General features: G+C 46.9%; 13 protein-coding genes. 6 read left to right on the plus strand and 7 right to left on the minus strand.

Going from position 1 to position 16432, the window contains the following annotated elements; all coding sequences use genetic code 11:
- Positions 1 to 22: 22 nt before the first annotated feature.
- From SAPGRDRAFT_RS07745 to SAPGRDRAFT_RS07760, 4 genes are all read right to left on the minus strand, one after another.
- Entirely contained in the window at positions 23 to 1093 is a 1071-nt protein-coding gene (locus SAPGRDRAFT_RS07745; RefSeq protein WP_002658496.1) for an SIMPL domain-containing protein, read from the minus strand.
- 58 nt (positions 1094 to 1151) lie between these two features.
- Positions 1152 to 2255: a Fic family protein gene (locus SAPGRDRAFT_RS07750; protein WP_002658498.1), complete on the minus strand. Its 1104-nt coding sequence runs from the start codon at positions 2253 to 2255 to the stop codon at positions 1152 to 1154.
- Between the two features lie 92 nt (positions 2256 to 2347).
- On the minus strand, positions 2348 to 3535 hold the full coding sequence (locus tag SAPGRDRAFT_RS07755; protein WP_002658499.1) for a hypothetical protein: 1188 nt from the start codon (positions 3533 to 3535) through the stop codon (positions 2348 to 2350).
- Complete coding sequence (locus SAPGRDRAFT_RS07760) at positions 3535 to 4203, minus strand: hypothetical protein (protein ID WP_002658500.1); 669 nt, start codon at positions 4201 to 4203, stop codon at positions 3535 to 3537. Before SAPGRDRAFT_RS07760 ends, SAPGRDRAFT_RS07755 begins: the two co-directional genes overlap by 1 nt.
- 433 nt (positions 4204 to 4636) lie before the next feature.
- Between SAPGRDRAFT_RS07760 and SAPGRDRAFT_RS07765 the strand changes: the two genes are divergently transcribed.
- From SAPGRDRAFT_RS07765 to SAPGRDRAFT_RS07775, 3 genes are read left to right on the plus strand one after another with little or no spacing between them, the layout of a single operon-like run.
- A complete protein-coding gene (locus SAPGRDRAFT_RS07765; RefSeq protein ID WP_002658501.1) occupies positions 4637 to 6322 on the plus strand; it encodes a hypothetical protein in 1686 nt (561 codons plus the stop codon).
- 60 nt (positions 6323 to 6382) lie between these two features.
- Positions 6383 to 6799 (plus strand): hypothetical protein, encoded by a 417-nt coding sequence (locus SAPGRDRAFT_RS07770; protein ID WP_002658502.1) that lies wholly within the window; start codon positions 6383 to 6385, stop codon positions 6797 to 6799.
- Between the two features lie 59 nt (positions 6800 to 6858).
- Complete coding sequence (locus tag SAPGRDRAFT_RS07775; RefSeq protein WP_002658503.1) at positions 6859 to 7446, plus strand: DinB family protein; 588 nt, start codon at positions 6859 to 6861, stop codon at positions 7444 to 7446.
- 54 nt (positions 7447 to 7500) lie between these two features.
- Here SAPGRDRAFT_RS07775 and SAPGRDRAFT_RS23100 read toward each other — a convergent pair whose 3' ends face one another.
- Entirely contained in the window at positions 7501 to 10554 is a 3054-nt protein-coding gene (locus tag SAPGRDRAFT_RS23100; protein ID WP_002658504.1) for a tetratricopeptide repeat-containing glycosyltransferase, read from the minus strand.
- 372 nt (positions 10555 to 10926) lie between these two features.
- Positions 10927 to 12000: a hypothetical protein gene (locus SAPGRDRAFT_RS07785; RefSeq protein WP_002658505.1), complete on the minus strand. Its 1074-nt coding sequence runs from the start codon at positions 11998 to 12000 to the stop codon at positions 10927 to 10929.
- 235 nt (positions 12001 to 12235) lie between these two features.
- On the opposite strand from SAPGRDRAFT_RS07785, the gene SAPGRDRAFT_RS23750 reads away from it, so the two are divergent.
- The 3 genes from SAPGRDRAFT_RS23750 (at position 12236) to SAPGRDRAFT_RS07800 (ending at position 15274) form a co-directional block, all read left to right on the plus strand.
- Positions 12236 to 12361 carry a hypothetical protein gene (locus SAPGRDRAFT_RS23750; RefSeq protein ID WP_301280492.1) on the plus strand — a complete coding sequence of 42 codons (126 nt, stop codon included), beginning with the start codon at positions 12236 to 12238 and terminating at the stop codon, positions 12359 to 12361.
- A 125-nt stretch (positions 12362 to 12486) separates the two neighbouring features.
- Positions 12487 to 13530 (plus strand): UDP-glucose 4-epimerase GalE, encoded by a 1044-nt coding sequence (gene galE, locus SAPGRDRAFT_RS07790; protein ID WP_002658508.1) that lies wholly within the window; start codon positions 12487 to 12489, stop codon positions 13528 to 13530.
- Positions 13531 to 13906: 376 nt separating this feature from the next.
- Positions 13907 to 15274 (plus strand): transglutaminase domain-containing protein, encoded by a 1368-nt coding sequence (locus tag SAPGRDRAFT_RS07800; RefSeq protein ID WP_002658510.1) that lies wholly within the window; start codon positions 13907 to 13909, stop codon positions 15272 to 15274.
- Positions 15275 to 15305: 31 nt separating this feature from the next.
- Here the strand turns inward: SAPGRDRAFT_RS07800 and SAPGRDRAFT_RS07805 are convergent, their stop codons facing one another.
- Entirely contained in the window at positions 15306 to 16253 is a 948-nt protein-coding gene (locus tag SAPGRDRAFT_RS07805) for an IS5 family transposase (RefSeq protein ID WP_081491968.1), read from the minus strand.
- Positions 16254 to 16432 lie beyond the last annotated feature (179 nt).

Genomic DNA, 16432 nt, shown 5'->3' on the forward strand with positions numbered 1-16432 from the left:
GAGGTCATTTTGCCTCAACTTCTTAATTGGTTTCGGGAATAACGGTGGTATTGGGCTTAGGGCGGCGTGCTTGGGGCCGTTTCTCCTTAGCCTTTTCTACTTTTAGTAGACGCATATCGCCCTGAGGCGTAATCCAAATAAACTCTTTTTCTTTTTCAATTTTGACTTCTGGGGCTGGTTTTTTCAGTTTAAAAGCAAATTGGATATGGTACATAAACTGTACTGCGGGTTCTTGAATTTCTGGGTTCAGAATAATTTCAAAATCATTGTAGGGCATGGGTGCATAGTACTGCGTTTGGGCCTTTTCCTGAAGGGCTAGCCGGTTTTTTCCATCTAGTGAAGGGCTAGAAAAAGCCTGATAGCTGGCATAGCGTTCGGCGGGATAGACAGCGCCTTCGGCCTCGGCCATACGGCGGCTAGCCAGATCCAGTTCTAGGCCTATTTTTTCTAGCTCAATCATCTCGCGCATCAAATAGGCTAGGGCCTCTTTGCGGAGCTCCTCATAAACGGCGGCGGTATTCTCTACAAAGTACTCCACCTTGGCCAGATCATAGATTTCTACTTGGGCCGCAGCCGATACAATGGCCCCTAATTGGGCTGCATTGCGGTAGCTAACATGCACATTTTGCTGCATTTCAAAACCTTTTGGGACCTCATTATAGGTTTTGGGGCTAAATAGCTTTTTTTCCTCTTCTAGTTCATAGACGGGCACAAAAGAAAGCATATCTAAGTGAATATCTTGCTCAGCGACACCTAGGGCTTGCAGTTTGCGCTTAAAATTGCGAAAGCGTTCTTGCAGCAGGCGGTCGGTTTCTTCTGCTGTTTTGCCTAGCTGTCGAATATTAAAGATGGCTAAATAGCTACTTGCTTTTTGGTTGGAGAGTGCATGGACCTCTAGCAGCACTTCATCATGGCTAAAAAAGCTGGCCCTTGGCAGATCGCCCTCTGGTTGCAGGAGGGGCGCTTGATAATTGGAGTTGGACTTAGCCTTATAGTTGCCTTTAGAGCGGCGGGCATTGCCTCTTGCCTGGCCAAAAACAAGCCCTTGGCCCAAAAAGAAGCAGGCCAAAAGGAGGAAGAATGAATAACGCATGCTTTTCTATATTTTGGGGCAAAAATACAAGGATTTTAGCTGAAAAACTATTTCCCTCCTAAAGACCTTCTAAATTCAACCAATAATGAGTACTTCGCCCTGATGAATCAGCCTTTATTAATAACCCTTTTCCTATTAGATCCTTAATATCCCTTTGGGCCGTATCTTGAGAAACTTTAGTCATTTTCGCCCATTTGGAGCTACTTAGCTTCCCTTTAAAGGCAGTCAATAGTTTAGTAAGCATTTTATGCTGTCTATCATTGATTACTGTCAACTTATGTTTCTGCCAAAATTTATGCTTGAGAATAACCTGCGCTATCGCTGCCGAAGAATTCAAAATAGCTTGTTTCAAACAAGATAAAAACCAGAAAATCCAATCTGTAATATCTTGCCCTCCCTTCTGCGTTTTCTCTAAAATTTGATAATAAGCCTTTCGCTGCTGTTGAATTTCCGTAGACATGCTATAAAATCGTTGATTAACTCCATCTGCTTTAGAAAGTTGCATATCTGTAATAGCCCTAGCTATACGGCCATTTCCATCATCAAAGGGATGTATGGTCACAAACCAAAGATGCGCAATTGCAGCTTTAAGTATTGGATCTATCGGCTGAGAGCCATTAAACCAATTAAAGAAATCTTGCATTTCAACGGCTAAGCGATCGGCTGAAGGCGCTCTAAAATGCACCCTTTCATGTCCCATAGCACCAGATACTACTTCCATCTCTCCTGTTCGCCACTGCCCTACCTCTATTTTATACATTCCACTTCTTCCCGCAGGAAAAAGACAGTTGTGCCAACCAAATAAACGATCTGCATCCAATTCTTTATTCTCCGTTTGGGTGGCATTAAGCATCATCTCGACAACTCCATCAACATCTCGAGGAATATGCACTAAACCAGATTGCTCCAGCCCTAACTTTACAGCAATCGAAGAACGAACTTGTTCTTCATCCAATATTTCTCCTTCTATTTCAGAAGAATGCATGACATCAAAGATTAAGGTTTCTAGGTTTGCTTGCCCTTGCAACTCAAAACCTAGTAGTTCTACTTTACCGATAAGACGCCCCTGTAAATGACGCACCTCACTCAATAAAGATATCAAGCGGCTATCATCCCAAACAAAGTCTGTCCAATTCTCTTTGTAATGAATATATCGAGTCATAAGTAAGCATTTTATCAATTATGCCCCGAATATACCACTTAATCGCCGCATATTTTGCGGCGATTAGGCCCTTTTTTCGCCGCAAAGCCCAATTAGGCCCCAAAACGGGCCAATTTCTGCCGCAGCAGGGCAAAATTCAAGCGGGCCAAGAGCAAGGCCCAAAACAGGCTGCTCAACTGGACCAACAGCAAGGGGCCAAGCGTTAATTTTCTAGCCAAAAGGGCCTTGAAAAAATACAGCTGATTAGCCAAAGGCAAAATGGCCTTTCCCCAGCTCAGCCCAGCCGTACTAAAGGTTAACAGGACAAATAAAAGCAAAACCAAGAGCAGCAAAAAAGCAAAGGTCCAGCCACCCAACTTCTTGAGCAATAAGTACAAATTGAGCCAAAAGAAGGCCGAAATGCCCAAAGAAAGCCCCATTCCCCAAAGCCGAGCGCTAGGCAAGAGTTCTCTAAACTGAATAATCAGGATATCGGCTAGGCCTTCTTGCTCTTGGCCCAAGGCCAAAGCAAAACCCAACAAAGCCAAAGCCATAATTAGCCAGAGATATAGGGTTCCTAGCAACTGCATGGCTCCATAAGTTTGCCCCAAAGGTTGCCGCAATTGTTGTAGACTTCCCCAAGGCGCGCCGCCAAAAAGCAAAGGGTTCATTTGAGCGAGGCCCAAGAGGAGCAAAGCCAAAAAGCCTAGGGCAAAAAGCAGGGCTAAGCTCCTCCTTATCTGCCGAAAGATTTGCCGAATTTGGTCCATCTGGTTGCTTTGATTGCGCTCATTTAGCTCAATTGGGCGGCTAGCCGTAGGCGGCAAATTGGCTGCAGCCAAATTCTTCTCTACCCAATAGTTTTCATAATCTTTAAGCAGCTCCTTAAAGGGCCCCAAGGCCGCTGGCCGGCCCGAGCTATAATAATACAACTGCAATTCTACGGCTTCGCCCCGCAACAAACTGCTGTCCATATCATCGGCTAAAGCCAAAGCGAGATCCAGTTTTCCCTTTTTTAAGGCGGCTAAAGCTTCTTTTTGGTCCAAGCTATCAATTAGCGAGAAGTTGAGGTGTAGATCTAGCCCTTCTCTCAGCTCGGGGGCGGCGGCGGTATCGCTCAGCCAAGCAATTTGATAAACCTCTTGACTTTGGGCGGCTAATTGTTTTTTTGCCTGCTCCGCCAATTGGTCCACAAAAATGGGAAAGCCCAAAAAAGGCAGACAAAAAGCCAGTAAAAACAGGGCATACAGCTTCCAGCGGCCCAATAAATTCAGGCCATAGCTCCATAAAATATATAGCATTAGTCGGGGTAATTTTGGCGGTCAAAAATAGCTTGTTCTGGGGGGAGTTTGGAGAGGGGCAGCAGCTCTCCTTTTCGCCAAAGCCACTGTTCTTCTGGCCCAAAAAGGACTTGGCTATCGCTTTGGCTGCTCCAGAGCAGGAGGCCATAATGCTGCTTTTTGGCCAGCTCTAGCAGTTGTAAAATGGGCCAGGCTTCGGCGGGGCTCAACTGGGCAAATGGGCGCTCCAACAAATACCAACTCACGCCTCTTTGCAGGCCCAAAACGATTTGCAGGGCCCATTTTTGGCCCTCGGTCAATTGGTCCATTTTACGATTGGGCGCCAGGCCCCATTCCTCCAAACGATGGGCGGCCCAAGGGCGAAGTCCTTCTAATCGGGCCCAAAACCGTAGGCTCTTCATCACGGTTTTTTCTGGACCAAAATCAAAGTGGCTATACAAATGCTGAAAGGCCCATCGTCGGTGCGCCAAGCTCTGGCTGCCCTCCCATAAAATCTCGCCCTGCTGTGTTTTTCGGCTGCCCTGCAGCAGCTCCAAAAAGGCCCTTAATTCGGGAGCTTGGGCATTGCCCAGCAGCAAATATTGGCCTTTTGGCCAGGCGATACCGTCCATCTTCAGTCGGGGGCCTTTGGGCCCCAGGCGATAATCTAGCGCCTTTATTTCTAGCATATTTCTTCTTATTTTTTTGATTTGGGGCCCCCGCAGCTTTGCTGCGGCGCTATGCTTCGCCGCTCGCAGGTCTGCTCGGCCCTGCAGCCGCCTTTGGCGGCTTTGGTCTGGCCCTTTGGGCCACGGCTGCGCAGCGCTGGGCCGCTCATCCTTTATTTTCACTTTGGGCATTTTGTTTCCAGCCCTTTGGTCCAACTGCGTCTAGAGGCGGCGCAGCCGCCGGCTTAGGGATGGATAGGGGTGGCCCGCAGGGCCAGACCGAGCTTTTTGAGCAAAGCGAAAAAAGCGAAGGGCCGAGCAGGCCTGCGAGCCCCGGCACAGCCCGACCCAAGGCCTGGAGGGCCGAAGGGGAAGCCCCAAAATAATCATCACAAACAGGAAAATAGTTAGTATTTTGCGAATCGAATTGATTCTTAGTATAAAAAATAACGAAATGCGTTCCCCTTTAGCCATTATTTTGGGCCTTGGCGGCCTTGCTGCAGCAGCCTATTTTATGGACCTACCCGCCTACTTTGTACAAAACAAAGAAGTGATTAGTACGCCAGATAGCAGCGGCATAGATAGTCTGCCCGCCCCCCTTTTTCCCGACCCCAACCGCATTAACTTTGTGGATGAAGAGGGCGATAGCTTCTCGATTGAATTGGTCAACTCTACTTATTTGAGCAATGAGCGGCGGAATTATTATGGCGATAGTTTGCCCGACAAACTAGACATCATTTGGCAGCTCACTTTAGGTTCTGGAAAAACCCAGGTTGGGCGCACCATTAAGAACTGGAGTGGAGCGGGTTGGACCGGCCAGCCCTTGATTGTGATTGAAAATGGCAAAAAATATATTATTCAGGGCGCCTTTGACCATCGGCTTAAAAAGATTGACTATGAAACGGGGGAAGTGCTTTGGCAGTACCGTTTTGATGATGTGGTAAAGGGAACTGGCAGTCTTTGGATCAACCACAATGCAGATTCGCTTAAGGATCGGGTTTTGGTTTTGCAAGGGACCAGAGCGGGCGGCAAGCTCAATGCTCCCATTGTAGATTGTTATCGGGCCATTTCTTATTTTACGGGAGAAGAGCGTTGGCGAGTAAACTCGCCCAGAACCCGTTGTTATAGCCGAGATGTAGATGGTTCGGCCTTAATTATTAACGACACCGCCTATTTGCCCTTAGAGACCAGTATTTTCACTGTTTTCAATCCAGACCCCAAGGCGGCAAAAATGAAAGACGGGCTTTTGCAGCCTGAATTTTATCGTTTTCAGGACACCTTATACCGGGACATTGATGCTAGCGTACATGGGGGCAATGTAGTTTCGGAGGCCTCTCCAGTTCGTTTGAGAGACCACATTTATCTGGCTTCTGGATCGGGCCGAGTTTGGGGCTACAACATGAAAAAACCGGGCATGGATTGGGAATACTTCATTGGGTCGGACATTGATGGCTCGCCCGTAGTGACCGATGATAGTTGTCTTTTAATTTCAGTAGAAAAGCAATACATCAAGGGGCAGGGGGGAATTCTCAAGCTAGACCCCAGCAAAAAGCCCGAAGAAGCCACCCTTTGGTACATGCCCGTAAAAAACCGTCGGTTTGTGGGTTGGTTAGGAGGGGTTATTGGGACTGCGGCCACCAATGAAGCGACTCGAGTAGAGGGGCATCCGCATATTGGGGCCACCATTGGCATTGATGGCTACACCTACTTTTTTGACCTCAACAAGCTCGACAGCCAAAAAGTCACCCTTTTTGATGGCGAGCGCAAGGTAGCCACGCCCAAAGTCTATTACAAACATCGGACGGGGCCGGCCATTGCGAGTCCGATTATTATTGGCAATCGGGCGGCGGTGCCCACCTATCAGGGCTTCTACCTCTTTGAATTTGACAAAGAGATGAACTTCAAGCTGCTCGACAAGCAAGAATTTAGTGCCGAAGCGACTCCATTTGTGGACCAGGGGCGTATTTTCATTGCTTCTAGAGATGGTAACCTTTATTGTTTGGGCCGTAGTGATGCGCCCACAAAGCGGGTCAACTCCATTTATGGCAAAACAGAGGTTAATCCGAGAAACGGCAAGCTCAAGCGTTATTGGAAAGGCGAGCTACAGCCCTTAGAAGGAACAAAAGAGGGGCAGAAATAAGTTGTTTTTTTGTATTATAGAAGATGGACCATTTTGATGAACTAAAAAAGACAGAATTCTATGTTTCTATTAGCTTTAGCGGGGATTGTTTCTGGCCTTTTGGCGGCCTCTAATTTTGTCATTGAGCGTTTGCCCGATGCCAAGGATTTGATCGAAAAGATAAGTCCTTACCAGGCTATGATTGGCTTAGTTGCCCTTATCTTGGCCGCCCTTCGATTATTCAGTCTATTTGGCGGCAATAGTCAAGTCTCGATTCTTAGCTATATGATGGCTTTGGGTTGTGTAGTTGCTACTATTGTTGTGGGTTTTTTGCTTAGTTACCCCATGATCAATAAATTTATTGCCGAGCAAGATGAAACTGGAAATGCCAAAGAAAAGGCGGAAATGCTTCGTAAGAAGTTAGCGCCTTACCAAGTCACAGCTGGCTTAGTGAGTATGGGGACTGGCGTCTATTTATTGCTAGCAAGCATCCTCTAATTGCTTTTGGGCCATGGCAGGTCTTTGCCCTAGGGCAAAGACCTATTTAACAACTAGTTATGAAAAAGAAAACACAGAAAGAGCTTCTACAAGAACTAGATCGGTTAATGAGGCGACTATCAGAGATTGTAGAGCGGGATTTTGCGCCCCTCAGTCCGCAGCAATTTAACTGGAAGCCCAGCCCTAAAAGCTGGAGTATTGGTGAATGCTTGGACCATCTCAATATTATTTCGGCCTATTATGTCGGGCCATTGGATCAGCTCCTCAAGAAGGGGCGCAAGGCCAAAAAGCCCAAAGCAGAATACTACAAAGCTGGGATTTTGGGCCGTCGTTTTCTGCAGGGCGTACGGCTCAATGAAGACAACCAGCTAGGGGTAAAGATGAAAAGCCCTAAAGCCTATCAGCCTAGTCAAAGCCAATATGTGCCGGCGAGTATTATTCAACGCTATTTGGCCGATCAGGAGCAGTTTCGCGACTTTTTGGCCGATGCCCAAGCCTTAGACATCAACCGTTATAAATTGGGCATTGCCATTTTGCCTTTGATTAAGCTTCGTTTGGGGGATATGCTTCGTTTTTTAATTTACCATAATGAGCGGCATATTGTACAGGCCCAAAGGGTCCAACATCAGGCCGCTTTTCCGCATTAAGGTTATTGCCTAAAAAAGGCCAGCTAGATGATCATCTAGCTGGCCTTTGACTTTTTATTTGGCGCCTTTTTTTCGGGCCATTTCTTCTTCATCTCTAGCCCTTCGGCTATTGTCGTCATACATCTTTTTGGCCTTGAGGGCGGGCTCAAAATTGGGGTCTACCGCAATAGCTTGGCCCAACAACTGATAGGCATCTACATGCTTGCCAGCCGTGGCCAAGGCCTTGGCTCTAAAATAGAGTTCATAGGGTCTGTTTTTGGCTTGCTGTGCCACTTGCACCGCAATTTGGTAACCCTGTGCGGGCTGTCCCCCATACTGATCAAAATCAACCCAAATGGATAGGGCCTTATTAACATCCTTTTCCTCCTTAAGGGCCAAATTGGCCAGGTGGAAATAGCCAAAGCTGTACTTATAATTAAGCGTTGTGGCTCGCTCAAAGTAATAGCGAGCGCTATCGGGCTGCTGCGCATTAAGGTAATATACGCCAGCCATACCCAAGCCATTTACATAATCATTGGCCAAGTTCCGCATACGGGTCAAGACGTTTTTCATCTCTTCCATCTTCCCTACCTGCGGATAATATTGAGAAAGGACCAACATGGCACTTTCATTTTTAGGGTCGGCCACCAAAACTTCCTCCAAAAGGGCAATTCCTTCCGCATAACGCTTTTCCTTAAAGGCTTTCTGGGCCAGTTCGCCCTTTTTGTTTCCATTAGGTGCCTTACTCACGGCCCCCAAAGGTACGCCATCTACCTCCTCTAAATGCACCACCTCTGCAGGGGGCCAAGTTTCCGATTGTAAAAAGCCATGGCTCACAAAACGAGAATAAGAGAGCAGGTAATCATAGCCCGTTTTTACCCGCTCATGATAACGCACATAGCGCACCTTGACATTGGGGTAGTCGCTAAAGTAATGCGCCACGGGCTTGGCGCAGTTTGTGGCCACAATGACCTCCTCTCCAGCTTTTATCTTGGGCTCGTTTTCAATCAACCAATCCGAAAGATTGCGCATGCAGGTCATCCAGTAGTCAGTTTCATAGTAGCCATAGGCTTCCTCTAAACCACCAAAAAATTCATTGAAATAGACATATTGATAAGGGTGGCTGCGGAACATCCAAGCGGTGGGCAAAGCCAAAAGTCCCACTACTCCAGATATGGCCACATAACGAACCACCGCAGGCTTAATCATCCGAATGAGGTTGAACCAGCCATAGGCTGCCGCCAAAACCAAAATAGGATAGATAAACAAGAAGTGACGCATGCCATCATAAAGAGATGACTCTTTGTATACCGCATAAGCCACAGGAAAAACGCCAGTAAAAAGGACCAAATTAAAGTAGTAGGCCCGCTTTTTCCGAAATGCATTTTTTAAGAATAAGAAGGGCACCAAAGGCAAGCCCAAGAGTACCACAATTGGCGAGGAAATCCCCAACCAGGTCGGAATATAATACCAAGGCAACTGATCTGACCACAGGTGCTTGCCGCCCCAAAGCATCCGAATCCCCGTAGAAAAGTTGGTCATCTCAGAGAGCGACTCTAGGGGGTGGTTCATGATGTCTTCTTGCGCATAGGGCCAATACCAAGTCCCCATCCAATAGCCTAAGCCCGATACGCTCAAGAGGATAGCCGCATAGCGAAATAGTTGCCCAATTTTAAATTGAGTGAGGGCCGGACGCAATTGCGGACATAAAACAACTCGACTCCCCATAAATAAACCCAAATAAGGAATCAATAAGATTCCTCCAGAACGCATACTAAAGGTAATCCCCAAACCCAATGCACTCATCAGTATGGCCCGGCTAGATGGACGAGGCAGCTGTTTGGTCAATATGATCATGTAGTAGATCCCCATCATATAGCCCATGGCAAAGGGAATATCTTTGGGGTTGTTCATGCTATGCCCAAAAAAACGAGGCGAAAGCGCAAGCAAAACTAAGGTCAATAGGGCCATAGACCAACGACCCGATAATACTTTACCCAATCGAGCCGTAAATAAGATGGCCAAAAAGCCAAATAAGGCATTGAGCAAATGCCGCGTATCATAGGTGTCAAACCAGCCCAGATGTTTGTTGCACCAAGCCGCCAGATAATCAAAAAGCCCCCCATAATAATGTAGGTTGCTTTGGTTCATACAAGCCCGATCCTTTCCATCCGACTCAAAATAGGCCAACACATTGTCACCATAGGTTTTTTGCAAGACTTCATCTCCCGTAATGCCATACTGAAAGCTCAATCCCGCCATAATGAACAAGATCAGCAAGGCCGATACCGCATACAAAAAACGGTAAATTGTGGGCTCTTTGGCCAAGGCCTTACTGGCCTCGGTCCAAGGATTGAGAAAGAAGTATTTTACTTTATTTTTGGGCCGAGCCAATAGCCCCGCAAAGGCTTTCTGCGCAATGCGCCCAATACCCGTATCTCGCTGCTCGGCATGCCGCCAACGAATAGGCATTTCCTGAATAGAAATCCCCTCCAATTGGGCCATCAATAAAAGGTCGGTCTGCTGCCCCGAAACCGTAAGCTGCGCCAATTGCTGCCCCAATGCCTTAGACATAAAATAAAAAGGCGCCTGACTATCTTGTAGATAGAGGGGCGTCCAAAATTGGATGTAGCTGTTGTGCAATTGACTCAATAGTAAACCATCTTTGGCCTCCAGCTTTTTAGCGCCCGCATGCTTACGACTCCCCAAATAAATGGTATTCGCCGCCAAGGCTTCTTCCCGATTATCCATCCAGTCCAAAAGGTTACTCAAGGCAATGCCCTGACTCCCATCAGCAAAAAGAAGGTCTTCGCCCTCAGCCAATTTTACCGCCTGAGCAAATATAGCCGATGGCGCTACTTTATCGGCCAAATACCGAACGTCTCCCCCCTCTTCTTCAGCCCATTTGGCCCATTCTGAAGCAGCCGCCTCATCGCCTAAGCTATTAAATAACAAGAGCTCTGGCGTAGTAGGCCAAGCTTTCTTAAAGGCCTGCCAGTCTTTTTTAAACTGCCCCAAATCACTGCCCGAAAGCATGGGATAAACGACCGTCAATTGGCCCTTATAGTTAATCTTATAAGTTTTAAAGTTTGTGGGGGAAGGGCTCGGTTTTCTGTTCTTCTTTGCCATAGTTGTTGTTATCTGAAATAGCCTATAGCCTCATTTCTGTCTATTTATCCAGAGGCCAGCGGTCTTTCCATAAGTTAAGACTTAGAAAATGTAATATTACTGTTTTTCTTTCAATTTTTAGCATTCTCTAAAGTCCTTAAGTCTCTGGTTTTTCTGCTTTATTCTTCCTAAAAGGCTTTATTTCTGTTTTTTATTTGGGGCTGCCCCGCCCTGCGGGCGGGTCGGGCTGTGTCAGGGCTCGCAGGTCTGCTCGGCCCTGCAGTTTTTTTCGCTTCGCTTCAAAAAACTTGGGTCTGGCCCTGTGGGCCACCCTTTTCCATCCCTCAGCCGAGGCGCTCCGCGCCTTTGCGGCGGCTTTGCCGCCTGTAGGACCTAGGGGGCCAATTCTACTAGTTCTCTAAAGAAGGGGGCCAATTCTATGGCTGCTTTTTGGGGCCAATTCGGAAGCTTTTGCTCTTTTTGGGCCCAAGCTTGGCCCAAATCCAATTGCCCCTGTGCCTGCTGCTGCGCTCGGCCTTGCTGCCCTAGTTTTTGGGCCAGATATTCTTGTTCGGTTTGGCCCGGAGTAGGACAAAGCAACATGGCCCCCGCCTTTAATTGGGCCAAATCCATCAAACTACTATAGCCTCCCCTCAAAATGAGTAGCCGGGCCGAAAGCAGATAGCTAGAGAGCTCTCGGCCCCCTGCATAAGGCAAAATATGGGGATAATCTCCGCTCCGTTTCTCCCCCTCCTCCCCTATTTTCCCTCTAATGATTAGGCTTTTTTGGGGCAATTGGGCCAACTTTTGCCGCAACTCATTTTCTAAATACTGCCGCTGGGGCTCTGGCCCAGATAAAAGCGCAACGATCTCATAGTCTTGCTGTTGTATATTTACGGTGGGCAATCTAGACAAAGGACCAATATAACGAATATTGGACCAAGGCAGGCCCTGCCCTAGCTCCCCCGATAAGTTCCCCGCCCCCTCATAATCCGGTAGCCAAATGAGCCGATGCTTTTGTAGCAAATAGCGGTTAATTGGCTGAAAAAGGGCCTTTTGCCAACTATAGGGAAAGGCAATCCGCAGCTGATGGCCCAAAAATGCGCTAGGCAAACTAGCCGAATAACATCCGTAGCGATTATCATTGAGCAGGACCGAGATCTGGTATTTATTTACTAACTTCGGCAAGAGGGCTTGCTCCTTGGCCATAGCGCGGAGAATCTGCGGCAGTTGTAGGGCCATATTCCAACTCATATTTTGGCTGGGATACCTTATATTATAGGGCGGCAGCTCTATATGTGGCAAATTGGGAAACTGCGCTTGCCAAAGGGCCAAGGCCTCTCCTTCTGCGGCTAAATAAGGCTGCAAACCAAGCGCTATGGCCTTCTGAATGAGCGGAATGCTTCGGCTGGCATGGCCCAAGCCCCAATTTAAAGCCGTAAATAGAATACGTTTTCGCTTTGGCATAGCGTTTATGGTTTAGCTAAGGAGGCGGCTTTGCCGCCTTGGCCCGCAGGGCCAAAATGGCCTAGCGATGTGAAAGGGGGGCCGTCAGGCCAGACCGAGCTTTTTTGAGCAAAGCGAAAAAAAGCGAAGGGCCGAGCGAATAGCGAGCCCTGAAACGTAGCGCCCCGAGCCCTTGAGGGCGAGGGGAGGCCCCAAAAAAAAGGAATCATTTAGCTTGCTAATAAAACAGAAAAATATGAAAAAGCACAAAAAGCTTCTCTTCGTTTTTGCCCTCAGCCTCAGTCTGATGGCCTTATTGTCTAGTTGCCGAGCCAATCGTTGCGGCGGCTGCCCCACTTGGTCCATCTCTACCAACTCTTAAAATATACCTCTTATGAAATCAGTGATTGTAGTTTTTGTTCTTAGTCTCTTTTTGCTCAGTTTGGGCAGCAGCTGCGTTTCTAAGCGCCAAGGTTGTCCCACTTTTAATAAAATCCAACTTCCCTAATGGCCAAAGTATTGCTTACTGGGGCAACGGGCTACATTGGGAGCCATTGCCTTTTGGAGCTCGCTCAGGCGGGCTATGAATTTATCAGTTTAGACAGCCATATTCGTTCATCGCCTGAAATTTTGGGCCGTTTGGAGGACATCAGGGGCCAGACGATTCGGCATTATGCAGTAGATTTGTGTGATGCGGAGGGGCTGGCCCAAGTTTTTTTGGCCGAGCCAGAAATTACTGCGGTCATTCATTTTGCGGCTTTAAAGAGTGTGCCGGAGTCGGTTGCTCAGCCTTTGCGCTACTATCAAAACAACCTGATGGGCCTTTGTCAGTTGTTGGAGCAGATGCAAAAGCATGGGGTCAAGCAGCTTATTTTTTCCTCCTCTTGCTCGGTTTATGGCAATGTGGAGCAACTGCCCGTGGATGAGCAAACGCCCATTGGGCGGGCCGAGAGTCCTTATGCTCGTGGCAAACAGATGTCGGAAGAAATCATTCGGGATTTTTTGCAGGCTTATCCAGAGCAGCAAGCCATTTTGTTGCGTTATTTTAATCCGGCGGGAGCGCATCCCTCGGGATTATTGGGCGAATTTCCGCAAAAGCAGTCCTATAATTTAGTGCCTATTTTGATGGAAGTGGCCATGGGTTGGCGAGACGAATTTCAGGTTTTTGGCCAAGATTACGCCACCAGAGATGGCAGCTGCATCCGTGATTATATACATATTATGGATTTGGCCAAGGCCCACCGTTTGGCCCTGAGCTATCTGCAAGATGGCCGCAATGAAGAGCGCTTGGAAGTCTTTAATATTGGTATTGGCGAGGGGGTAACGGTCCTAGAGGCCATTCGGGCCACGGAGGCCGCAACACAACAGCCCCTAAACTATCGTTTGGCTCCTGCTCGGGCGGGCGATGTGGCCGCCATTTATGCCAACTATCAAAAGGCCAAAGATCGTTTGGGCTGGACCCCCAGTTATGATATTGGGGACATCATGCAGTCGGCTTGGCGCTGGCAGCAGGTTTTGGCTGCAATTAAGGAAAAAAATGAAGTTAATTAAACTACTTTATGCAGTTCTACTTTTAGCCAGTGCGCCCCTATCGGCCCAACTATCTGATAGCTTGGGCTTTTTGCGTTTGGAGCAGCAACTTTGGGACAGCCTTTGTAGCTGTTTTTTTAGGGGCTGCCCACTCGCTTCGCTCGGGTCGGGCCATTGCGCAGCTCGCAAGTCTGCTCGGCCCTGCAGCGCTTTCAGCGCTTTGGTCTGCCGCCTGCGGCGGCCCTGCTACAGCCCCTCAGCCTGCGGCCCTTTGGGCCTGTAGGACGCAAAAAGGCCCAAAGATTAAGTAATTAGGGAATTTTATCCCTAAAAAAAACGTATTTTGCTAGTGTTTCAACGCTAAGTTGTTTTTTATTCCCAAAACCCCATACGATCTATGAAAAAACTATCCTTATTACAAAAAATCTTTAGCCTTATTGGTTTCATTGGCATCTTGATGTTGCTGCCTGGTTTGTTTTATGCTGCAGGCTGGGAGGGCCCCGTCAACTTTCTGGAAAACATTGCTCCTTGGGGCGATCGCTCTCTCATGACAGTTATTGCCTTTATCCTGATGGGCCTGATGTTCCTTTTTGGGGGTGGGCATAATGTGAGTGCCACCTTTGTGGGCTACCTCATTGGCTTCTTTTTAATTTCTACGGCTGTAGAAATTAGTTTTATGGGCTGGTTTAGGAATTGGACTACGGGGATTGGCTTTTTGTCGGTGCCGCCATTAAATTATATAGTGGGCATCATTACGGTCAGTAGTGGCATTTTGATGAGTTTCAACCATAGGATTCCCCTCTTTGCAGAGCTAGCCGCCTTGGTTATCTTGCCCATTGGGTTTTTAGTGACCACAGACCAAATGAATTGGTTGCGTTTAGAGAATCAGGACTTTGAGATTTCTGTGGATGCGGGTATGCATAAATTGGGGAAAATGATTGATAAGAAGTACCTCAAATTGCCTTCGGTTAAGCAGTATTTACAAAAAGTAGAGGAAGATGAAAGCTTAGAAGAGGGAGAAAAAGAGGCCAAAATTAAAGAATTGAAGGAGCGCATTTCTCGAATGGAGGAAGAGCAGCAGACCATAGAAGAGCTCAAGAAGCAAAATGAAGAATATGCTAAGCAGATGGCTCAACAGCGGAAAAACCTCAAGGATTTCAGTTGGTGTGCCAGCTCTAAAGAGTCGAGCAAAATGGTGAAGCGCATTGCGGAGGCGGTAGTACCGGGGCAGCCTTGTGTGCGAGACTTTGCCGTTTCTTTGGTCAAAACAGAATCTGGACCTTATTATGATTATAAGCGGGGATTGCCAGGCCGCAACGGAATTAAGCAGATCTGTGCCTTGCATATGCACCTCAGTTCGCATTGGAGCTATGTCAATGACCCCACGGTCCTAAGAGATGACTTCTACTCCCCTGCCGATCGGACCATTGCGGTAGATTTGGCTGGCGACTGTGATGATTTTGCGGCCCTAACGGCCTCTTGTATAGAATCTATTGGTGGCGTATCTAGAATTATGGTGGGCCGCTGTAGTGGTGGTGGCCATGCTTGGGCCGAGGTCCTTATTGGTAGCCAAAGTGATTGGGATCGGGCAGTAAAGGCTATTCGTAGTTATTACAACAAGCCCAATATGACCATCAATGGCTTAAAGGATGCCCAAGGGCTGCATTGGCTTTGCTTAGATTGGAAAATGGGCCAATATTCTTGTAATGATTTTGGTACCCAGTGTTGGTACACCTCTAAAGAGCAAAAAACAAAGAAATATTAGTTCTTGGCGGCCTTGTTGCATAAATCATAATTCACTGATTAGCAGCAACTTTTAGCTTGACAGCATTAAGCTCATTTAAAATTTGAATACGCATCAGGACTTCTTGTTTCTGCATTTTAAAGCTGATCGAAGAGAGCCGTTCAGAGAAAAAGTGCTTGAGCCGCATCATTGCAGTTTCGCTTAAATTTCGACGATGATAGCCTAAATCTTGTTTCCAAGCAGCCGCTCCTAACTCCCAAATATATAAAATATCATCATTGCGATAACTATCGACTAGCTCTCCATTTTTTCCTTTTTTTAGGCGAGCATTTTTACGTGGGGGAATCAATGGAACCGCCCCAGCCGCACAAATTGCTTCTCGACATTTTGTTTGGTCATAGGCGCCATCTGCATAAACTTGGTTAATATTAAATGGCTTCAATTTTTTCATCATTTTGAGGAGTTGAGAAGCATCGGTTTTTCGCTCTGTGGTAATCTCTACAACCAGGATTTCTCCTGTTTTGTCATTTACGGCTAAATGTACTTTAATCCAGCCAGAACGGTACTTTTCGATGTGTTTTATTCGCCGCCACTCTCCCTGTCCTTTTATTTTTAGTCCTGTACTATCTATTGCTATAGACAGCTCTTCATCCGTTTTTTTAGGCTTAATATTCAGCTTTAGTTTTTTGACTCTGCGGCATATTTGGCTGTAAGATATTGGATTGACATCCAAATTATATTCGGAAATAACGCATTTTAGAATGCCTTCTAACTGTCGATATCCAAAAGAAAAAAGCACTTTTAAACGGAATAAATAGCGAATAAATTCATCGGAAATGGTTTTAGGTCTGCCGCGTTTTGAGCGCTTAGCTATGAGATTTTTGCTTGCCAAAGGCGGGAACCAAACATTAAAAAGAAACTCTCCTTGGGCGGTATAAAATCTGTTGGTTAGTGCGTAATTCTGTAAGTTTTTTCTAAATTTGTCATGGGACAGCTCGATATTTTATTGTTCGTCGAAAAAACTTAAATCTACGAGTCTTGTCCCTTTTTTTATGCCTAATTCACAAGGTTTTTTTTAATTAGCTGGTTTTCAACTTGTTAGATTTATGCAACAAGGCCGTTCTTGGCTAGAAGAAAGGGGCTGTCGCTAGTAGCGACAGCCCCTTTTTGGGTTTTGGG

It is taken from the genome of Saprospira grandis DSM 2844, from assembly GCF_000275825.1.
Taxonomy (GTDB): domain Bacteria; phylum Bacteroidota; class Bacteroidia; order Chitinophagales; family Saprospiraceae; genus Saprospira; species Saprospira grandis_A.